This window comes from Rhodococcus sp. AH-ZY2 (genome assembly GCF_030916465.1).
Classification (GTDB): domain Bacteria; phylum Actinomycetota; class Actinomycetes; order Mycobacteriales; family Mycobacteriaceae; genus Rhodococcus; species Rhodococcus ruber.
Genome location: NZ_CP126458.1, coordinates 1,750,358 through 1,770,917 on the forward strand (window position 1 = coordinate 1,750,358; position 20,560 = coordinate 1,770,917).

Sequence of the window (20,560 nt, forward strand, 5' to 3'; positions counted from 1 at the left end):
CACCGATGGCCGAATCGACGCAGGCCGCCCCGGCGGTCGATCTCCGCGACGCCGTCGCGCTCCTCGAGGACGCGACGTCGGTGACGATCCTCTGCCATGTCCAGCCCGACGCCGACACCTTCGCCTCCGGCCTGGCCCTCGGCACGGTGCTCGAGCGGCGTGGCACTCCGGTGCAGGTGGCATTCGCGTCTCCGGCTGCCGTTCCGGCCTCGATGCGCGACCTGCCCGGCGGTCACCTACGGGTGCCCGCCGGGCAGGTCCGTCACGAGGTGGATCTCCTCGTCACCGTGGACTGCGGCACGGTCGGCCGACTCGGGCAACTCGCGGGCCGCCTGGCCGGAGCGAAGCGCATCCTGGTGATCGACCACCACCGCTCCAACACGCGGTTCGGCACCCACAATCTGATCGACGAGGCCGCCGAATCCACCACCGCCGTGCTCGCCGATCTGTTCGACGAGTGGGGCGTGCAGATCGACGCGGACCTCGCCCACTGTCTGTACGCGGGGCTGGTCACCGACACCGGATCGTTCCGCTGGGGGCGTGCGGGCTCGCACCGCCTCGCGGAACGGCTGCTGGCGACCGGGATCGACGGCGCCGCGATCACCCGCCGGCTTCTCGACACCCACCCGTTCGGGTGGCTGCCCATGCTGTCGATGGTGCTCGCCTCGGCGACGCTCGTCCCCGATGCCGCCGGCGGTCGCGGACTCGTCCACGCGACAGTGCGCCGCGCGGACTCCGCGCATCTGGGAGCCGAGGAGATCGAGAGCGTCATCGACATCGTTCGAACGACGGCAGAGGCGGAGGTCGCCGCCGTATTCAAGGAGTGCGGGCCGGACGTGTGGACGGTGTCGCTGCGATCGAAGCGGCACATCGACGTTTCCGCGACCGCCGCCGCGCTCGGGGGAGGCGGGCACCGGTTCGCATCCGGCTACACCGCGTACGGCGACCGCGACCTGGTCGTCGCGGCACTGCGCGCGGCACTGGACTGACGATGCCGGCGCCGCAGGACACCGCCGGCCCGGAACCGGACGCCGCGTCCCACCTCGTCCCCGAGGCCACCGCAGGACGCATCTTCGGGCTCGCGGTGCCGGCACTCGGAGTACTCGCCGCCGAACCCCTGTACCTTCTGTTCGACATCGCCGTCGTCGGCCGGCTCGGCGCCCTGGCCTTGGCCGGACTGGCCATCGGCGGCCTCGTCCTCGCCCAGGTCAGTACCCAGTTGACCTTCCTGTCCTACGGCACCACCGCCCGGGCCGCCAGATTCCACGGCGCCGGACGGCGGGACGCCGCCGTCGCCGAGGGGGTGCAGGCCACCTGGCTCGCACTCGCCGTCGGGACGGCGATCCTGATCGTCGGCCAGCTCCTGGCCGAACCGGTGGCCGCGCTGATCGCCGGCGACGAGCAGATCGCCGAGGCCGCGGTGTCGTGGCTGCGCGTCGCCCTGTTCGGCGCACCGCTGATCCTCGTCGGCCTCGCCGGCAACGGCTGGATGCGCGGTGTGCAGGACACCGCCCGCCCCCTGCGGTACGTGCTCGCCGGGCTCGCGCTCTCGGCGGTGCTGTGCCCGCTGCTCGTGCACGGCCTGGCCGGAGCCCCCCGCTGGGAACTCGTCGGCTCCGCCCTCGCCAACGTCGCCGGCCAGAGTGTGTCCGCAGCGCTGTTCGTCGGGGCACTGCTCCGGTCCGGTGTGCCGCTACGACCACAACGGACGGTGATCGCCGCGCAGGTGCGGCTCGGCCGCGACCTGATCGCCCGCAGCCTGGCCTTCCAGGCGTGCTTCCTGTCCGCGGCCGCGGTCGCCGCCCGGTTCGGGGCGGCCGCCGTCGCAGCACACCAGGTGGTGCTGCAGTTGTGGAACTTCGTCTCGCTCACCCTCGACTCGCTCGCCGTCGCCGCCCAGGCGCTGGTGGGCGCGGCCCTGGGGGGAGGAGCCCGCTCCGATGCGAAGCGCCTGGCGTGGCGGATCACCGCGTGGTCCACGGTGTTCGCCACCGGCCTGGCGCTGGTGTTCCTCGGGGGCGGCGACGCGATTCCGGCGCTGTTCACCAGCGATCCCGGGGTGCTCGAGCAGATCGACGTCGCCTGGTGGTTCTTCGTCGCGCTCCTACCCGTCGCCGGTGTCGTGTTCGCGCTCGACGGCGTGCTGCTCGGCGCCGGCGACGCCGCCTTCCTCCGCACCGCCACGCTCGCGTCCGCACTGTTCGGATTCCTGCCCCTCGTGTGGTGTTCGCTCGTGTGGGACTGGGGTCTCGCGGGTATCTGGACTGGGCTTACGGTGTTCATCGTGTTCCGGATGGCGGCCGTCGTGTGGCGGACGCGGTCGGGGCGGTGGGCGGTGACCGGTGCGGACCGGCAGGCTCGGCCCCCGCACGAGACGGCGCGCGACGAGACGAAGAAGGAGAGCCGGTGACGGGGAAACTGTGGGCGGTCAGCGACATCCACGTCGGGCATCGAGGCAATCGCCCCGTCACCGAGGATCTGTACCCGGAATCGCCGGACGACTGGCTGATCGTCGCCGGCGACGTCGCCGAGAAGTCCGACGACATCCGCTGGGCACTGTCGCTGCTGCGCAGCCGTTTCGCGAAGGTGATCTGGGTTCCCGGCAACCACGAACTGTGGACCACCGCCAAGGACCCGGTTCAGATGCACGGCGCCGCCCGGTACGACTACCTGGTGACGATGTGCCGCGAACTCGACGTGCTCACCCCGGAGGACCCGTACCCCGTGTGGCACGGCGAGGGCGGACCGGTGACGCTCGTGCCGATGTTCCTGCTCTACGACTACTCCTTCCTTCCCGAGGGCACCGCGACGAAGGCCGAGGGCCTGGCGCTGGCCCGTGAACGCAACGTCGTCGCCACCGACGAATTCCTGCTCGCGCCCGACCCGTACGTCACTCGGGACGTGTGGTGCCGCGTACGGCTCGACGAGACCCGCAAGCGTCTCGACGCCCTCGATCCGTCGCTGCCGACGGTGCTGATCAACCACTTCCCGCTGGTGCGCGAGCCCACCCGGATGTTGTTCTATCCGGAGTTCTCCCTGTGGTGCGGCACGACCGAGACCGCCGACTGGCACCTGCGCTACCGCGCCCTCTGCGCCGTGTACGGGCACCTGCACATCCCGCGTACCACGTACTACGACGGCGTCCGCTTCGAGGAGGTCTCTCTCGGCTATCCGCGGGAATGGCAGCGCCGGGGCCTGCCGGATCGACTGTTACGCCAGATCCTGCCCGTGCCGGAGTACCCGCCGGGATCGTTGAACAAATGGGGCGGACACTTCCGGGTCACGCCCGAGATGGAAGCCGAAGTCGAGAAGATGCGTGCAGCGCGCACTGCACAGAGCATGCGCGCGGGGCGCGAAGGGAAGTTGCGATGACCGACCCGACCACCGCGACCCGCACCGGGCTGATCAGCCGGATCCTGCCCGACGGGATCGCCGCCGCGGAGTTGTTCGAGGACCCGCCCGGTCTGCGACCGCACCCGCAGGAAGAGCCGCTGGTCGCCCGCGCGGTGGACAAGCGCCGGCGGGAGTTCGCCGGGGCACGGCACTGCGCCCGGCTGGCCATGCGGCAGCTCGGGATGGAACCCGGCCCGGTGCTCAAGGGCGACAAAGGGGCACCGGTCTGGCCGCGAGGGGTGGTCGGCAGCCTCACCCACTGCGACGGATACCGCGGAGCTGTTCTGGCCTATGCGTTGCAAGTGCGGTCGCTGGGGATCGACGCCGAGCCGCACGGACCTCTCCCCGACGGGGTGCTCGAAGCGGTCTCCCTGCCCCAGGAGCGCACCTGGCTCGCGGGCACCGATCCGAGTCTGCACTGGGACCGCCTGCTCTTCTGCGCCAAGGAGGCCACCTACAAGGCGTGGTTCCCGCTCACCGGACGCTGGCTCGGCTTCGAGGACGCCCACATCACGTTCGAGCGCGACGGCGCGGCCGCACCGGGCGCAGTCGCGTCGGGCACGTTTCGCTCCGACCTGCTCGTCCCCGGAGACACCCGGACGGGTGCCCCCCTGGCCGCGTTCGACGGGCGCTGGCTGATCGCCGACGGTCTGGTGCTCACGGCGATCGTCGTGCGCTGACGTCGCAGTCGTCGTGGCAGAATCGGGCCCCGTGTCTGCCTCCGAGAACCCCGCCCTCACCCGTGCCGGTCTGCTCGTCGTCGACAAGGACGCGGGCATGACGAGCCACGACGTGGTGGCCCGCTGCCGGCGACTGCTCGGCACTCGCAAGGTCGGTCACGCCGGCACCCTGGATCCGATGGCGACGGGCGTGCTCGTCCTCGGGGTGGAGCGCGCGACGAAGATCCTCGGTCTGCTCGCCCTCACCACCAAGGCGTACGCGGCGACGATCCGGCTCGGCCAGAGCACCGTCACCGACGACGCCGACGGCGAGGTGCTCGCGACCACCGACGCCGCCGCGGTCACGGACGAGGCGATCGCTACGGCCGTCGCCGCGCTCACGGGGGACATCTCCCAGGTGCCCGCCAGCGTCAGCGCGATCAAGGTGGACGGCAAGCGTGCCTACGCCCGGATGCGCGACGGGGAGGCCGTCGAGCTGGCGGCCCGCCCGGTCACGGTCTCCCGTTTCGCGGTACTCGCCCGGCGTGAGGTGCGCGCGGACCGCGGGTGTTTCGTCGACCTCGACGTCGAGGTGGAGTGCTCGTCGGGCACCTACATCCGGGCGCTCGCCCGCGACCTGGGGTCCGCGCTGGGTGTCGGCGCGCATCTGACCGCGCTCCGCCGCACCCGGGTCGGCCCGTTCGGGCTCGAGCACGCTCGCACGCTCGCCCAGCTCGAGGACGACCCGACCGTGAGCCTGGACATCGACGCCGCGATCCGGACGGCGTTCCCGTGCCGGGACGTCACCGCCGCGGAGGCGGCACTGCTCGCGAACGGCCGGTGGCTGGACCCGGTGGGGATCCCCGGCGTGTACGCGGCGATCGATCCGTCCGGCCGCGCCGCGGCGCTGCTCCAGGAGAAGGGCACGCGGGCCTCGGCGGTGTTCGTCGTGCGCCCGGCCACCATTTGACGTCCTCCCCGTCGTGAACAGCGGGGATTCCGGTCTGCGCCGCTCATGCGGTGCTCCCGGCGGGTTCTCGCTTCACGGCCGGGTGCGGGACCGGGGTCCCGGCTGACACCGGCTCCACGAGCGTTGGGCTGTCCGCGCGTCCCGCGGCCAGGATGTTCTTCGCGGCGTTCACATCTCGGTCGTGGACCGCGCCACACGGGCAGGTCCACGACCGGACGTGCAGGGGCTTGGCCTCCCCGATGGCCCCGCACACCGAGCACGCCCGCGTGGAGGGGAACCACCGGTCGACCCGGGCGAAGGTGCGCCCGTGCCGCCGTGCCTTGTACTCGAGCATCGCCGTGAACGTCGACCACCCGGCATCGTGCACCGAGCGGGCGAGCTTCGTCCGGGCCAGCCCGGACACGGCGAGGTCCTCCACGTACACCGCTTGGTTCTCGCGGACGATCGTGGAGGAGAGCTTGTGGAGCCAGTCCCGGCGGGTGTTCCCGACCCGGGCGTGGCAGCGCGCCACCTTTCGGCGCGCACGCTCCCGGCGGGCCGAGCCCTTCTGCCGCCGGGCGAGTTCCTTCTGCGCGGTCCGCAGCTTGGCCTGCGCCTTGCGGGCGAGGCGGGGGGCGTCGACCTTCGTGCCGTCCGACAGTACCGCGAAGTGTGTCAGCCCCAGGTCGATCCCCACCTCGTGCGGCACGAGGGGCAACGGCTGGTCGGGGACGTCGACGACGAACGAGGCGTGGTACCGCCCGGCCGCGTCCATCGTCACCGTCACGCTCGACGGCGCCGAGGGCAGGTCGCGCGACCAGCGCACCGGGACGTCCCCGACCCCCGGCAGCCGCAGCCGCCCGTTCGGGAGCACCCGGAAACCGGGCGGCCTTGGTGAACCGGATCGACTGGGCCCGGTCCGTCCGTGACCGGAACCGGGGCGCGCCGAGCTTGCGACCCTTCCGGGTGCCGTCGAGGGAGGCGAAGAAGTTCCGGTAGGCGGCGCAGGCGTCGGCGAGGGCCTGTTGCAGGACGACGGCGGACACCTCGGCCAGCCATGCCCGTTCCGGGGTCCGTTTCGCCGCGGTCAGCGCCTTCGACAGCGCCGCGTCGGTCGGGAACGGCGCCCCCGCCTCGTGCGCCGCCCGCCGAGCGGCGATGGCGTCGTTGAACACCACCCGGGCGCAGCCGAACACCCGCGCCAACACTCGGCGCTGGGCCGGGGTCGGGTCGAGCCGGTAGGCGTACCGGAGCTGCACACAGACCACTGTACCGTATTGGTTTATGGGCGATGACGACGACATCCGCACTGGCAGACACTGCACGTTCCTCATGCATGTGCACTTGGTTTTCGTCACGAAGTACCGGCGCCAGGTGTTCGGTGACCGGCACCTGAACCGGATGGAAGAGATCATGCGCGCGGTGTGCACGGACTTCGAGGCCGAGTTGGTCGAGTTCCACGGCGAGGCCGACCACGTACACCTGCTGGTCCACTACCCGCCCAAGGTCGCCGTCTCGAAGCTGGTCAACAGCCTGAAAGGCGTCTCCTCCCGTCGTCTGCGCCAGGAGTTCCCCGAGCTGGTCCGGCACTACTGGCGCGCGCAACGGCTGTGGTCCGGGTCCTACTTCGCCGGGTCCGTCGGCGGCGCGCCGCTGAGCATCGTGCGCCAGTACATCGAGCAGCAGAACCGTCCCGTCCAGGGCACGGCTCGGCCCTGGCGGCCCTTCCCGCGCGGGCCTTCACCACCGCCGTGAACGGCGGCGCACTGACCCACATCCCGGTAGCGGCGGAGCCGCCTACACCAGCCAGATCGCGTCGGCGGCGGGATGTCCCAGGTCGACCGTGCTGCCGGCGTCGCCGCCGATGCGAACCGCGACGGTGCCTGCGAAGTCGCGGCGTTCGACGACGCGGATGTCGGTGTCGAGGGCGATGCCCACGTCGTCGAAGTAGCGCAGCATTGCCGGGTCGGCGTCGGAGATGCGGGCGACCCGGCCGTGCTCACCGTCGACGAACGCGCTGAGCTGGCGGGCCGGCGGCGTGGGGATCGTGCCGTCGACCGCCGGGATCGGATCTCCGTGCGGGTCCCGTTCCGGATGGCCGAGCTTGGCGTCGATCGCGGCGACGAGCCGGTCGGAGACGGCGTGCTCGAGCACCTCGGCCTCGTCGTGCACCTCGTCCCAGCCGTAGCCGAGTTCCCGGACCAGATACGTCTCGAGCAGGCGGTGCTTGCGGACCATGGCCACGGCCGCCGCGCGCCCGGCCTCGGTGAGCGAGATCGCGCCGTAGCGTGCGTGGTCGACGAGACCCTGCTCGGCGAGCTTGCGGACGGCCTCGGAGACGGTCGAGGCCGACACTCCGAGCTTCTCGGCGAGCAGCTTCGTCGAGACCTTCTCACCCGACCATTCCCGGACGGTCCAGATGATCTTGAGATAGTCCTGCGCGACCGGCGTCAGCATGTCCGTCGCCGCCACCTCGGTCGCCCCGCTCCTGTCGCCCACGGGGACAGCTTAGGCAACTCTCACCGTCGAATCATCCGGCTCGCGCAGCCGAGTGCGCCGTCGCAGGGCTCCGGTGACGAGTCCCTGGTGGGGCGAGAACAGATAGGCCATCGTGAACACGACCGCTTGGGCCAGAACGACGACGCCGCCGGTGGAGGCATCGGTGTAGTAGCTGACGTATACGCCGGTCGCCGACGTCAGTGCAGCCAGGGTGGGAGCGAGCACCAGCATCCGCGACAGCCGTTCGGTGAGCAGGTACGCCGTCGCACCGGGGATGATCAGCATCGCCACGACGAGGATGACCCCGACGGCCTGGATGGCGGCGACGATGGTGACCGCCAGCAGCGCGAGCAGCAGCGCGGACAGCCGGGCCGGGGAGATCCCGAGGGCGTGGGCCTGCCCCCGGTCGAACGCGAACAGGGTCAGGTCGCGGCGCTTGGCGATCAACACGACGAGCACCATCACTGCGAGCGCGGTGACCTGCCACATGTCCGCGGTGGCCAGGCCCAGTAGGTTGCCGAACAGCACATGGTGCAGGTCCACCTGGCTCGGGTTCTTCGAGATCAGCACGACACCGAGGGCGAACAACGTCGTGAAGACCACGCCGATCGCGGCGTCCTCCTTGACCTTGGTGGTGTTGCGGACGAGCCCGATCAGAGCGACGGCGGCCCCGGCGAACAGCAGCGCGCCCACCGCGAACGGCGCTCCCACCAGGTAGGCCAGCACCACGCCGGGCAGCACGGCATGGGAGACGGCGTCGCCCATCAGCGACCACCCGATGAGTACGAGCCAGCAGCTGAGCAGGGCACACACGATCGTGGCGGCCACCGCGACGACGAGGGCGCGCTGCATGAAGCCGTACTGCAGAGGTTCGACGATCAGTTCGACGAGGTTCACCGTGCCTCCTGGGCGACGTGGGGGGCCGGCAGCAGGGGGTCGACGCCGAAGGCGCGCGCGAGGTTCTCCGGCCGCAGCACCTCGTCCGGGGCGCCGTGGACGAGGATGCGCCGCTGCAGCAGCGCGGCCTCGTCGCACAGCAGCGACAGTCCGGCGAGGTCATGGGTGGCGACGAGGATCGTGTGCCCCGAACCGGCAAGGTCCCGGATCACCTCCGTCAGGGCAGCCTCGGTGCGCTTGTCCACGCCGGCGAACGGCTCGTCGAGCAGGAGCAGGGGAGCGCCCTGGGCGATGGCACGGGCGACGAAGACACGCTTGCGCTGACCCCCGGAGAGCTGGCCGATCTGCCGCTGCACGTAGCCGGCCATGTCGACGCGTTCGAGCGCGGCCCGGACGGCGGCGTGGTCGGCGGGCCGCGGCCGGCGCAGCCAGTTCTGCCGGCCGTAGCGGCCCGTCATCACGACTTCGCCCACGCTGATGGGGAAGTCCCAGTCGACGGCCTCGCTCTGCGGCACGTACGCGACGGCACCGGCCTTCCGGGCGGTGACGGTGTCGGTCCCGCCGATGGACACGGTGCCGGTGCTCGGTCGCACGATGCCCATGATCGCCTTGAAGAGGGTGGACTTGCCCGAGCCGTTGGTACCGACGAGCCCGCACACCCGGCCGGGGATGAGCGTCAGGTCGACGCCGTCGAGCGCCGTGACGGTGCGATAGTGCACGCTGAGCCGCGAGACGGCCAGGGCGGGGGTGGGTGTCGCGGTCATGGACGCAGCCCTTCGGTGATGGTGCGGACGTCGTGCCGGAGCAGGTCGAGGTAGGTGGGCACGGGACCGTCCGGCTCGGAGAGCGAGTCGACATACAGGGTTCCGCCGAACCGGGCTCCGGTGTCCTCGGCGACCTGCCGCTGGGCCTTGTCCGAGACGGTGGACTCGCAGAACACGGCAGGCACGGCGTTGGTCCGGACGAAGTCGACGGTGCGGGCGATCTGCTGCGGGGTGCCCTGCTGGTCGGCGTTGACCGCCCACAGGTAGGCCTCGCTCAGGCCGGCGTCGCGGGCCAGGTAGCTGAAGGCCCCCTCGCAGGTGACCAGCGCCCGGTGGTTCGGCGGCAGCACGGCCAGATCGGCGACGAGTTCTTCGTGCAGCGCCTGTAGTTCGGTGCGGTACGCCGCGGCGTTGGCGGCGTAGTCCGCGGCGTGCTCGGGGTCGAGGTCGGTGAAGGCGGCGGCGATGTTGTCGACGTAGGTCTGGGCCGCCAACGGGGACATCCACGCGTGCGGGTTGTGCCGCCCCGCGTAGGCGTCCTCGCCGATCGGCAGCGGCGGAACCCCGTCGCTGAGCACGGCGTGGGCCGCGTCGGTATCGGCGAGGAACTGCTCGAACCAGCGCTCGAGGCCGAGGCCGTTGTCGAGGACGAGGTCGGCGCGGGAGGCGTAACGCAGGTCGCCCGGGGTGGGTTCGTAACCGTGGACCTCGGCGCCGACCTTGGTGATCGACTCGACCCGCAGGTGCTCCCCGGCGACGTTGCGGGCCATGTCCGCGAGCACGGTGAAAGTGGTCAGTACCAGGGGCCGGTCGTCGTCGGAACTCTGCGCCGCGGCACAGCCCGCCAGGACCGTCGTGGCCGCGACGACCACCACGATTTTGCGTAGTCCAACGAAAATGTTCGGCATGCCGAAATTATGGCGGGACACTGGCGGAGTTGTCCATGAGGCGCTCCGGGCGAGCCGGAGATGACCGCCCGGCCGCCGGGTCGTAGGCTGCAGCGTGTGCAGAGATGGCGAGGTCTCGACGAAATTCCTGCGGATTGGGGTCGTTGTGTCCTGACGATCGGGGTGTTCGACGGTGTGCACCGCGGGCATCAGCAACTGATCGCGCGGGCGGTGAAGTCGGCGAAGGAACGCGGCACGGCCAGCGCCCTGATGACGTTCGATCCGCACCCGATGGAGGTCGTCCGGCCGGGCAGCCACCCGGCGCAGCTCACGACCCTGGCGCGACGTGCCGAACTGGCCGAGGAACTCGGCATCGACGTCTTCTGCGTCATGCCGTTCACGCCCGAGTTCATGAAGTTGTCCCCCGAGCGGTACGCCCACGAGATCCTCGTCGAGCGGCTCCATGTCGCCGAGGTCGTCGTCGGCGAGAACTTCACCTTCGGCAAGAAGGCCGCCGGCAATGTGGATCTGCTGCGCACCATCGGCGAGCGTTTCGGCTTCGCCGTCCAGGGCCTGACCCTGCTCAGCGAACATGCGGTGACGTTCTCGTCCACCTATATCCGCTCGTGCGTGGACGCCGGCGACGTCGCCGCCGCGGCCGACGCGCTGGGCCGCCCCCACCGCGTCGAGGGCGTCGTGGTGCACGGCGACGGCCGGGGCCGCGATCTCGGCTTCCCCACCGCGAACGTCGCGCCGCCCATGTACTCGGCCATTCCCGCGGACGGCGTCTACGCGTGCTGGTTCACCGTCCTCGGTCCGGGTAGCGGTGGACTCGGCACCGTCACCCCGGGGGAGCGGTACCTCGCGGCCGTATCGGTGGGCACCAACCCGACCTTCTCCGGGCGTACCCGCACGGTCGAGGCGTTCGTCCTCGACGAGGAGGCCGACCTGTACGGCCAGCACGTCGCGGTCGACTTCGTCGAGCGGCTGCGCGGGATGGAGCGGTTCGAATCGGTGGAGGCCCTCGTCTCGGCGATGCACCGTGACGCCGAGCGGGCACGCGAAGTGCTCGAGCGCGCTCGCGGCTAGGGGCCGTTCCGGCCCGGGATCGCGCCCCGATCGGGGACAATTCCCGGTGTGTCGATACGTCAGTGGCGGCACGCGCGCCTGACCTGGGCAGATGCCGCGAACTACTACGAGTCGAAACCGGGCCGGCCGACCGACTGGTCCGCATTCGTCGTGTTCGATGAGCAGGACAGGACCGTTCGCGGCCCCGGGGACGCGCTCGCTCACCTGCGTTCCCGGACGCATCTGCTGACGGCGCTGGACCGGCGGATCGTCGAGGCGCCCGGCCGGCTGGACTACCCGTACTGGGTGCGGGCGCAACTCCCGCCCGAGCAACGTATCGAGTACCGCGAGTGGGCCGGCGGCTCGTTCACGGACTGCATCGACGCCATCGCCGACCTCTGCGCGGACCCGCTGGACGTCCGGCGGCGTGCGTGGTGCCTGCACGTCTTCGCCGGAGTGTCCGACCCCGACGACCCGACGGCGACCGTGACGGTCGTCGTGCTGCAGGTCAGCCACGCCGTGATGGTCGGTTCGGCGTTGGGTGCCTTCCTCGGCGCACTGTTCGGCGCGGACGGGCAGCCACTGCGCGTTCCCGGTCTGGCGCCGGCCGCGACGCGCCCGCACCACGCCGCCGCAGCGGTGTCGGGGGTGGCACGCTTCGCTCGCTGGTACCTGGGGCTCGGCGCGGTCCTGGTGCGGCGGGCGGCATCGGCGCGGTCCGCGGACACCCCGGCGGTCCCGTCGCCGGCGGCGCGGCCGATGCTCGCCCGCGCCCCCGGGCGCGACCGGGCGATCCGGATCGTGCGTCCGGACCTGGGCAGTCTCGTGGGCCGGACCTACACCGTGACAGCCATGGGCCTGGCGGCGGTATCCCTGGCGCTGCAGCGCTACCTCGGCGAGCACTGCGCGCCCGTCGTCGATGTACGCGTCGCGGTTCCGGTCGCGGTGGGCGCGGCCGGTGTCGCGCTGGGCGTCAACCGGCTGACTGCCGCGATCGTTCCGTTGTGCACCGAGGTCGCCGATCCCCGCGACCGGGTGGCGGCCGTGGCCGACGCGCTCGCCCACGAGCGGCGGATCGCGACGTCTCCCGAGGTGTTGGACCGCCTCGCGGGCGCGGGTGCGGTGCCGTATCCGGTGTACCGCCGGGTGACGGACCGGCACGACCGCGCGGCGTCGGCAGGTGGAGCCCCGGGCCCGGCCCAGACGGCGGTCACCAGTGTCGACTGTGGCGGCGAGGCCGACTGGACCTACGGCGGCGCGGCATTCCGATTCGTCGCCGGCATCCAGTCTCTGCGTCCGGGGATGGGTCTGGTGCACTCCTTCAGCCGGGCCGGCGATTCGTTCGCCGTCACCGTCATGAGCTCCCCGCTGCTGATGCCGGACCTCGATCGGTACGCGACCCTCCTCGAGGAGGGATTCGCCGAGGTGATCGAGGCCACCGGCGGCCGGCGATCCGGCACCGGCCCCCGGGGGCGAGGGTGACCGAAGCGGGTGCGCACCCCTCTGGTACGCTCATCCGCTGGTGTGTGCTGTGGTTCGCGGTGGCCGCACCGACGGGTTCCGGCCCGTTTCACGAAGCGCGCGGACGTCATCGATCAGGAGTATCACCAGTGGCATTGACCACCGAGCAGAAGAAGCAGATCCTCGGCGAGTACGGCCTCCACGAGACCGACACCGGATCGCCCGAGGCGCAGGTCGCGATGCTCACCAAGCGCATCCAGGACCTGACCGAGCACCTGAAGCAGCACAAGCACGACCACCACTCCCGCCGCGGCCTGCTGCTGCTGGTCGGTCGTCGTCGCCGGCTGCTCAAGTACGTCGAGAAGGTCGACGTCAACCGCTACCGTTCGCTGATCCAGCGTCTGGGTCTGCGTCGATAGGAGCGCGACGAAGCGACGACGCGATCTGCGTTCGCTGATCTTTCCGATAGCCAACGAGGCAATGCTTAGACTGAGCCTCGTTGGCTATCGGTGTTTGGCCGCTGTGCGGTCGGAGACGGGCTACGTGCCCGTCGGACACCGGCAGCGGCACCCGCGGACGGCGACACCGCCCGCGGAACCGTATGCACCGACGGTGTCGGTCTTCGGTAGTGACCTTCCGGACCCGGTCCGGACGGTTTCGATCGACGACCGCCTCCGCACGCTCGGCCCGTGAGACGCGGGTACGGGCGATCGGTGCGCAGCTGCAGCCACGAGGGTTGTGGCGCCCGCGCGGGTACGGCGAAGACGAGAGGGAAGAGAAGAGTAGAGATGACCAGCAATTCCGCAGTCGAGGTCGACGAGGGCGTGTTCGAGTCCGTCGCGGTCCTCGACAACGGGTCCTTCGGCACCCGTCAGATTCGTTTCGAGACCGGCCGCCTCGCCCAGCAGGCCGCCGGCTCCGTCGTCGCGTACCTCGACGACGAGACCATGCTGCTGTCGGCGACGAGCGCCTCCAAGCAGCCCAAGGAGCACTTCGACTTCTTCCCGCTGACGGTGGACGTCGAGGAGCGCATGTACGCCGCGGGACGCATCCCCGGCTCGTTCTTCCGTCGTGAGGGCCGGCCCTCGACCGACGCGATCCTGACCTGCCGTCTCATCGACCGGCCGCTGCGCCCGTCGTTCGTCGACGGCCTGCGCAACGAGATCCAGGTCGTGGTGACGGTGCTCAGCCTGAACCCGAACGACCTGTACGACGTCGTCGCCATCAACGCCGCGTCGGCATCCACGCAGATCGCCGGCCTGCCGTTCTCCGGACCCGTCGGTGGCGTGCGGGTCGCGCTGATCACCTCGGAGGAGAACAAGACCGGCCAGTGGGTCGCGTTCCCCACGGTCGAGCAGCTCGAGAACGCCGTGTTCGACATGGTCGTCGCGGGCCGCATCGTGGGTGGCGGCGACAACCCCGAGACCGCCGACGTCGCGATCATGATGGTCGAGGCCGAGGCCACCGGGAACGTCGTCGAGCTGGTGGCCGGCGGGGCGCAGGCACCGACCGAGACCGTCGTCGCCGAGGGCCTCGAGGCCGCCAAGCCGTTCATCGCGCGGCTGTGCATCGCCCAGCAGCAGCTCGCCGCCGCCGCGGCGAAGCCCACCGGTGACTTCCCGGTGTTCCCGGCCTACGAGGCAGACGTGTACGAGGCCGTCGAGGCCGCCGCGTCGGCCAAGCTGTCCGAGGCGCTGACCATCGCCGGCAAGCAGGAGCGCGACGAGCGGACCGACGAGGTCAAGGTCGAGGTCCTCGAGCAGGTGGCCCCCAACTTCGAGGGCCGCGAGAAGGAGATCGGCGCGGCGTTCCGTTCCCTGACGAAGAAGCTGGTCCGCCAGCGGATCCTGCGGGACCAGTTCCGCATCGACGGCCGCGGTGTCACGGATATCCGTGCCCTGTCCGCCGAGGTCGCGGTGGTGCCGCGCGCGCACGGCTCGGCGCTGTTCGAACGCGGCGAGACCCAGATCATGGGTGTCACCACGCTGGACATGGTGAAGATGGCGCAGCAGATCGACTCGCTCGGTCCCGAGACCAGCAAGCGGTACATGCACCACTACAACTTCCCGCCGTACTCCACCGGTGAGACCGGCCGCGTCGGCTCCCCGAAGCGCCGCGAGATCGGCCACGGCGCCCTCGCCGAGCGGGCCCTGATCCCGGTCCTGCCCAGCCAGGAGGAGTTCCCCTACGCGATCCGTCAGGTCTCCGAGGCGCTCAGCTCGAACGGATCCACCTCGATGGGCTCGGTGTGTGCCTCCACGCTCTCGCTGCTGAACGCCGGCGTGCCCCTCAAGGCGCCCGTCGCCGGTATCGCGATGGGCCTGGTCTCCGACGAGGTCGACGGTGAGACCCGTTACGTCGCACTGACCGACATCCTCGGCGCCGAGGACGCGTTCGGTGACATGGACTTCAAGGTGGCCGGCACGAAGGACTTCGTCACCGCGCTGCAGCTCGACACCAAGCTCGACGGGATCCCGTCCCAGGTGCTCGCCGGCGCGCTGGCGCAGGCTCGCGACGCCCGCGCCACCATCCTCGAGGTGATGGCCGAGGCCATCGAGACCCCGGACGAGATGAGCCCGTTCGCTCCGCGGATCACCACCATCAAGGTCCCGGTGGACAAGATCGGCGAGGTCATCGGCCCCAAGGGCAAGATGATCAACTCGATCACCGAGGAGACCGGCGCGAACATCTCCATCGAGGACGACGGCACGGTGTACGTCGGCGCCGCCGACGGCCCGTCCGCCCAGGCCGCGATCGACAAGATCAACGCCATCGCGAACCCGCAGCTGCCGAAGGTGGGCGAGCGGTTCCTGGGGACCGTGGTCAAGACCACGGCGTTCGGTGCGTTCGTCTCGCTGCTGCCGGGCCGCGACGGCTTGGTGCACATCAGCAAGCTCGGCAACGGCAAGCGCATCGCCAAGGTCGAGGACGTCGTCAACGTCGGCTCGAAGATCCGCGTCGAGATCGCCGACATCGACAACCGGGGCAAGATCAGCCTGGTGCCGGTGCCCGACGAGGACACCGCCGGCGCTTCGGACGCGACACCCGCAGTTCCGGCCGAGTCCGGCGACACCGCCGAGAGCTGACACTCGGATCCCGGCCGCCCGCGTCTCCGTCTGTCCCTGGGACGGACGGAGACGCGGGCGGTCGCGTGTTCTCCCGCCGGCGCGGCGCCTGCTACGGCCCCTGGGAGGTAGTCGGGGCGCCTGCGCTCGACAGCAGTCCGAGTTCCCGCGCCCGCACCACCGCCTGGCGGCGACTCGTGGCACCGAACTTGCGGTACAGAGACTTCAGATGTGCCTTGACGGTGTTCACTGACACGAAGAGCTCGTCGGCGATCTCGGCATTGCTCATCATGGTGGGCAGGAGCAGAAGGACAGCCCGTTCGCGACTGGTCAACGGCTCGAGCAGTTGCGGGGCCTCGGACCGGTCGGCGGTCCCGCCCATCCTGCCGATCAGCATCGAGACGAACTCGCGGTGGGCGTCGTCGAGGCGGTTGTGTCGTTCCAGCAGTGCTCGGACTCGGCCCCCGGCCAGGAGGAACGGCCGCGCGATTCCTTCGGGCGCGGCCACGACGAGGGCATGTGCCAGGGCAATCTCGGCTTCGCCATCCGCCTGCAGCCGGTCGTGTGCGAGTGCGGTGAGCAGCCAGGCATCGACGGTCGGCCCGTTGTCGATCGGTTCTCCCCCGAGCAGCGGTGCCACCAGTTGCAGGCATCGGCGCGGTTCGTCGGACGCCAGGTACGACCGCGCCACGAGGACCACACGGTGCGCGCCGGGGCGCGCGAGATCCGCTCGTCCCTTCTCGGCGGACAGCAGCGCCGCAACCTCGTGGGCCCGTCCTTCGGCGAGCAGGATCTCCGCCTCGACGAGTTCGTACCACTCGGCAAGGAAGCGCGGGATGACCCAGTCGGACATGCGCTGCCGCAATCGCCCCAGGTGCGCCCGTGCCGCCGCCGGGTTGTCCGCCGAGAGCGCGAGCCGTGCCTGTACGAGCCCGAAGCTGGTTTCGATGTAGCGGTCGCGGAACTCGCCCAGGCTCGTGTGCCCCCGCTCGACCGCAACGGAACAGGCCTCGATGTCCGCCTCGAGCAGGCGGATCATGGACTCGGCCAGCAGCGCCGTGGCCGACGGCGGCAGGAAGGTCCATCCCAGCTCGTCGGCGACAGCCAGTCCGAGATCGACCTCTCTGCGTGCCGCCCGCAACCGGCCGGCCATCGCCATGAGCACGGCTGTGTTGCCGTGCAGGTGCAGCGCGAGTACCGGTGTCATCGCCGATCCGGCGGCCAGCGCCGAAGTCGTGGACGCGAGCATCGCCTCGGCGGCATCGAGTTCTCCGGACCACAGCTTGCCCATCGCGAGGACGGTGCCGGCGGCGATTCGGTATACGGGAGAGGCCGGCATGTCCGCCGGCGAGATCCCCTCGAGTTGGCGGATCGCTTCTCGTGCGGCGCTGACCTGCCGCGACGGATCTGCCTTCATCCAGGCGAGCACCGCATCGAGAGTGACCAGGACCGTCCCGGTGAGCCGCGCGTCGGCGGTCGGGAGAGGGTCGAGCAGCTCGCGGGCGCGGGCCATGTGGGTGGCGACGCCGACCGGATCGTACTCCGCATACGCGGCGACCGCGGCGGCCGCCGCCACCTCGGCATGCCCCCCGACCAGCTCGGCGGGTGCGTCCCGCAGCAGTGCCACCAGCGCCGGACGTTCCGGACCCAGGATTTCTGCTCCCGCCGCTCGCAGGACGAACCGGGCAAGTCCGAGCCAGTCCTCCGCGGCGCGCAGGTGGCGGGCCGCCTCGAGGAGTTCGCCGTGGTCCGCGAACCACCGGGCGGCACGCCGGTGCAACACGCGGCGGCGCTCGGGATCCTGGGACTTGAGTCGGTGTCGCAGCAGGTCCCCGAACAGTTGGTGATAGCGGTACCACTCCCGCCGGTGGTTCAACGCGACGACGAACAGGTTGTCCCGTTCGAGCCGAATCAGAAACTGCTGGCCGTCGGTACGTCCCGTCAGGACGTCGGCCAGTTCGGCGGAAATCCGCCCTACGACGCACGTGTCGAGCAGGAACCGGCCCAGTGCCGGATCCTGGTTGGCCAGAACCTCTTCCGCGAAGTAGTCGGCGACCGACCGTTCGTCCCCCGCAAGCGACTCCACGGTGGCCTCCACATCGTTCGAGGTCCGGAGCGACAGGGCCGCGAGCCGCAGGCCGGCCGCCCATCCCTCGGTCTTGGTGAGGAGGGTCTGCATCTGCGCGGGTTCGAGGAGGACATCGTGGTCGGCCAGGAGCTGTTTCGCCTCGGCGGCATCGAACCGCAACGCTTCCGCGCGGATCTCGGTCAGCTGACCGCTCAGGCGGAGTCGTTGCAGGGGCAACGCGGGATCGCTGCGAGTGGCGATCACCAGTCGCACGTTGCCGAGCCCCCTGCGGACGGCTGCCGCGAGCGACTCCACGGCCGGCGTCCCCGCGAGCAGGTGCATGTCGTCCAGCACCAGGACGACGGGATGGGGAAGCCGGCCACACGCATCGGCGAACACGGAGACGAATCGGGGGTCGAAGCTGGGTGGGACCTGCATCGTCGCCAGCAACGACCCGGCGGGGAACCCGCCGACGGCGCGGAGCGAGTCCAGGACCCGGCTCCAGAACTGCGTCGGTTCGGCGTCCTCACGTTCCACCGAGAGCCATGCCACGGGCCCGGGATGTGCCGCTGCCCAGGAGGCCAGCAACAGCGTCTTACCCGACCCGGCCGGTGCCGACACGAGCACGGTGCCGGCACTCACCCCGTCTTCGAGGATGCGTTCGAGACGCGCGCGCCGCACCACCCGGCCGGGAAGCCGAGGCACGAGGGAACGCACCATCGACAACGCGGGAGCATGCTCGTCCTGCGCGCCGGCCGGTGGCCCCGTCATGCGACGAGAGTAGTCCTGTGCGGCGGCCGGTGCCCTCGTCATGGGACGGGTTCGGTGATCCGCGGTGAACGGAGGCGGATCGGAAGCCGGGTCACGTGCCCGGCGAGCCGGTGACGGATCGACCGCGCTCCGGCGCCTGCGACCGTTCCTCCGCGGCGCGGTCGGACCCGGGAACAGTGTCGTTCCCGTAGTCGAACATCGCGGTGATCCGGGTCTTGATCTCTTCGGTCGTCATCGTGGCCGTCGGGGTGAGGCCACCCGCGGTCTGTCGTCTCCTCATGGGGTCCTTCGGGAGTTTCCGGTAGGGATCGTCGAGGGCTGAGGGTCAGGCCCGGATCATCAACGCGGCGGACGCCACGGCCGCGGTCGTTGCCGCCGCAGTGACGACGCCGGCGAAAACGGAGCCGGTGTACGCCCCCACGGGTGCCGCGGCGGCCGCTGCGGCGCCGAGGACGATGGCCGGAATCGGCAGCGACCAGGGCATGTCGTGGCGGGACGCACCGCCCCTGCGTGACGTCGCGTTCTGCGCGCGGGTACGGACGGTGGAGTGAGTGGGTGCGGTCATCGTCGATCCACTTCGTTCGATCGGGACGCGGGTGCGCCTTTCGGCCGCGAGTGAATCCGCGGTCGATTCCGACGGTAGGTCGTGCCCCTGTGCGGCGCCTCACCCCTGGGGGGTGAAACCGCAGGCCGAAACCGCAGCCCGAAACCGCAGCCCGAGGGTGAACACCCGGCCTCGAACAGGAGGAGCACCCGCCCCTGCCGCGGCTCCGGGGCGGAACGGACCGTCGGTATTTTCCTCGAATTCACCCCGCGTGCGCGTATCGATGATTCGCTGGATCCGTGACGGCTTCGGTAGGTATTACAGAGGCGCGGCGGAGCTCGAACCTCGCGCTGGCAACGTGGGTCTCGGCAATCAATTTCTGGGCATGGAACATGATCGGCCCCTTGTCCACGACGTATGCGGGCGACCTCTCGCTCAGCAGTACGCAGGCCTCGATCCTCGTCGCGACGCCCATTCTCGTAGGATCCCTGGGGCGCATCGTGGTGGGCTCGCTCACGGATCGTTACGGCGGCCGCGTCATGTTCATCGCGATCTCGCTGGCCTCGATCGTCCCGGTGCTCGCCGTCGGTGTGGCCGGCAGCGTCGGCTCCTACCCTCTGTTGCTCGTCTTCGGCTTCTTCCTCGGTATCGCCGGAACGATCTTCGCAGTGGGTATCCCGTTCGCCAACAACTGGTACGAGGCGTCCAGGCGGGGCTTCGCGACCGGCGTCTTCGGAGCCGGCATGGTGGGGACGGCCCTGTCCGCGTTCTTCACTCCGCGGTTCGCAGAGTGGTTCGGGCTGCTGGTAACCCACGTCATCGTCGCCGCGGCGCTTGCCGTCACGGCAGGGGTGTGCTTCCTCGTGATGCGTGATTCGCCGCAGTTCCGCCCGAACACCGACGCGGTCGTCCCGAAGCTTGCCGCTGCGCTGAAACTCCGCGTGACCTGGGAGATGTCGTTCCTCTACGCGGTCGTCTTCGGTGGCTTCGTGGCCTTCAGCAACTACCTTCCCACCTACATCAAGACGATCTACGGCTTCTCCGCTGTCGACGCCGGCGCGCGGACAGCGGCGTTCGCTCTGGCCGCAGTGCTGGCCCGGCCGATCGGGGGTGCCCTGTCCGACCGCATCGCCCCGAAGTACGTCGTGCTCGTGTCGTTCGCCGGGACGGCAGCGATGGCCGCGATTGCGATCGCCCAGCCGCCCCCGGACGTGTGGTCCGCGGCGACGTTCATCCTGCTCGCGATCTTCCTCGGCATCGGCACCGGTGGCGTCTTCGCGTGGGTGGCGCGTCGCGCACCCGCCACGTCCGTGGGATCGGTCACCGGCCTCGTCGCGGCGGCCGGCGGGCTCGGCGGGTACTTTCCGCCGCTCGTCATGGGCGCCACCTACGACTCCGCCGACAACGACTACACCATCGGTCTGCTGCTGCTCGTGGCGACCGCGCTCGTCGCGCTCGTCTACACCGCGGTGAAGCTGCACGCGCACGAGCCCGTGCAGGCCGACAGCCGCTGACGATTCCGTCCCGAAGGAGTG

Annotated in this window: 19 protein-coding genes and 1 pseudogene; 11 read left to right on the forward strand and 9 right to left on the reverse strand. The window is 70.6% G+C overall.

The features are described from left to right. Positions 1–5: 5 nt before the first annotated feature. From QNA09_RS09195 to truB, 5 genes are read left to right on the forward strand one after another with little or no spacing between them, the layout of a single operon-like run. The gene (locus tag QNA09_RS09195; RefSeq protein ID WP_010592704.1) at positions 6–989 is read left to right on the forward strand and encodes a bifunctional oligoribonuclease/PAP phosphatase NrnA; all 984 of its coding nucleotides are present in this window, start codon (positions 6–8) and stop codon (positions 987–989) included. 2 nt (positions 990–991) lie between these two features. Further along, positions 992–2,410: an MATE family efflux transporter gene (locus tag QNA09_RS09200; RefSeq protein ID WP_010592703.1), complete on the forward strand. Its 1,419-nt coding sequence runs from the start codon at positions 992–994 to the stop codon at positions 2,408–2,410. Beyond that, a complete protein-coding gene (locus QNA09_RS09205; protein WP_010592702.1) occupies positions 2,407–3,372 on the forward strand; it encodes a metallophosphoesterase in 966 nt (321 codons plus the stop codon). The genes QNA09_RS09200 and QNA09_RS09205 overlap by 4 nt, the downstream gene beginning before the upstream one ends. Next, positions 3,369–4,073, forward strand: coding sequence for a 4'-phosphopantetheinyl transferase Npt (gene npt, locus QNA09_RS09210; protein WP_010592701.1), 705 nt, complete (start codon positions 3,369–3,371; stop codon positions 4,071–4,073). Before QNA09_RS09205 ends, npt begins: the two co-directional genes overlap by 4 nt. A gap of 31 nt (positions 4,074–4,104) precedes the next feature. After that, positions 4,105–5,022, forward strand: coding sequence for a tRNA pseudouridine(55) synthase TruB (gene truB / locus QNA09_RS09215; protein WP_017680695.1), 918 nt, complete (start codon positions 4,105–4,107; stop codon positions 5,020–5,022). A 43-nt stretch (positions 5,023–5,065) separates the two neighbouring features. On the opposite strand, the gene QNA09_RS09220 is transcribed toward truB, so the two are convergent. Then, positions 5,066–5,875, reverse strand: coding sequence for an RNA-guided endonuclease TnpB family protein (locus tag QNA09_RS09220; protein ID WP_064066489.1), 810 nt, complete (start codon positions 5,873–5,875; stop codon positions 5,066–5,068). A gap of 313 nt (positions 5,876–6,188) precedes the next feature. After that, positions 6,189–6,335: pseudogene (locus QNA09_RS09225) on the reverse strand (helix-turn-helix domain-containing protein); the annotation flags it as partial. Here QNA09_RS09225 and tnpA point away from each other — a divergent pair. Then, positions 6,286–6,756 carry an IS200/IS605 family transposase gene (tnpA, locus tag QNA09_RS09230; protein WP_017680694.1) on the forward strand — a complete coding sequence of 157 codons (471 nt, stop codon included), beginning with the start codon at positions 6,286–6,288 and terminating at the stop codon, positions 6,754–6,756. The pseudogene QNA09_RS09225 and the gene tnpA sit on opposite strands and share 50 nt — an antisense overlap. A 42-nt stretch (positions 6,757–6,798) precedes the next feature. Here the strand turns inward: tnpA and QNA09_RS09235 are convergent, their stop codons facing one another. The 4 genes from QNA09_RS09235 to QNA09_RS09250 are packed head-to-tail and all read right to left on the reverse strand — an operon-like array spanning position 6,799 to position 10,069. Beyond that, on the reverse strand, positions 6,799–7,458 hold the full coding sequence (locus QNA09_RS09235) for a metal-dependent transcriptional regulator (RefSeq protein ID WP_040271917.1): 660 nt from the start codon (positions 7,456–7,458) through the stop codon (positions 6,799–6,801). A 51-nt stretch (positions 7,459–7,509) separates the two neighbouring features. Then, positions 7,510–8,397 (reverse strand): metal ABC transporter permease, encoded by an 888-nt coding sequence (locus QNA09_RS09240; RefSeq protein WP_248957566.1) that lies wholly within the window; start codon positions 8,395–8,397, stop codon positions 7,510–7,512. Beyond that, on the reverse strand, positions 8,394–9,161 hold the full coding sequence (locus tag QNA09_RS09245) for a metal ABC transporter ATP-binding protein (protein WP_010592695.1): 768 nt from the start codon (positions 9,159–9,161) through the stop codon (positions 8,394–8,396). The genes QNA09_RS09240 and QNA09_RS09245 overlap by 4 nt, the downstream gene beginning before the upstream one ends. Next, on the reverse strand, positions 9,158–10,069 hold the full coding sequence (locus QNA09_RS09250) for a metal ABC transporter substrate-binding protein (protein WP_072786447.1): 912 nt from the start codon (positions 10,067–10,069) through the stop codon (positions 9,158–9,160). The genes QNA09_RS09245 and QNA09_RS09250 overlap by 4 nt, the downstream gene beginning before the upstream one ends. Before the next feature lie 96 nt (positions 10,070–10,165). Between QNA09_RS09250 and QNA09_RS09255 the strand changes: the two genes are divergently transcribed. The 4 genes from QNA09_RS09255 (at position 10,166) to QNA09_RS09270 (ending at position 15,663) form a co-directional block, all read left to right on the forward strand. Beyond that, complete coding sequence (locus tag QNA09_RS09255) at positions 10,166–11,137, forward strand: bifunctional riboflavin kinase/FAD synthetase (RefSeq protein ID WP_026137746.1); 972 nt, start codon at positions 10,166–10,168, stop codon at positions 11,135–11,137. Positions 11,138–11,185: 48 nt separating this feature from the next. Then, positions 11,186–12,598, forward strand: a complete 1,413-nt coding sequence (locus QNA09_RS09260) for a wax ester/triacylglycerol synthase domain-containing protein (RefSeq protein WP_010592692.1) — start codon at positions 11,186–11,188, stop codon at positions 12,596–12,598. A gap of 128 nt (positions 12,599–12,726) precedes the next feature. Beyond that, positions 12,727–12,996 carry a 30S ribosomal protein S15 gene (gene rpsO / locus QNA09_RS09265; protein ID WP_003935677.1) on the forward strand — a complete coding sequence of 90 codons (270 nt, stop codon included), beginning with the start codon at positions 12,727–12,729 and terminating at the stop codon, positions 12,994–12,996. A gap of 369 nt (positions 12,997–13,365) precedes the next feature. Then, positions 13,366–15,663, forward strand: a complete 2,298-nt coding sequence (locus QNA09_RS09270; protein WP_010592691.1) for a polyribonucleotide nucleotidyltransferase — start codon at positions 13,366–13,368, stop codon at positions 15,661–15,663. 91 nt (positions 15,664–15,754) lie between these two features. Here the strand turns inward: QNA09_RS09270 and QNA09_RS09275 are convergent, their stop codons facing one another. From QNA09_RS09275 to QNA09_RS09285, 3 genes are all read right to left on the reverse strand, one after another. Beyond that, positions 15,755–18,481, reverse strand: coding sequence for a LuxR C-terminal-related transcriptional regulator (locus QNA09_RS09275; protein WP_052455267.1), 2,727 nt, complete (start codon positions 18,479–18,481; stop codon positions 15,755–15,757). Between the two features lie 91 nt (positions 18,482–18,572). Then, entirely contained in the window at positions 18,573–18,761 is a 189-nt protein-coding gene (locus tag QNA09_RS09280; protein ID WP_124258794.1) for a hypothetical protein, read from the reverse strand. 45 nt (positions 18,762–18,806) lie between these two features. Then, positions 18,807–19,046, reverse strand: coding sequence for a hypothetical protein (locus QNA09_RS09285; RefSeq protein ID WP_119699716.1), 240 nt, complete (start codon positions 19,044–19,046; stop codon positions 18,807–18,809). Between the two features lie 278 nt (positions 19,047–19,324). Here QNA09_RS09285 and QNA09_RS09290 point away from each other — a divergent pair, with 278 nt between their 5' ends. Continuing rightward, positions 19,325–20,539, forward strand: a complete 1,215-nt coding sequence (locus tag QNA09_RS09290; RefSeq protein WP_119699717.1) for a NarK/NasA family nitrate transporter — start codon at positions 19,325–19,327, stop codon at positions 20,537–20,539. Positions 20,540–20,560: the final 21 nt, after the last annotated feature.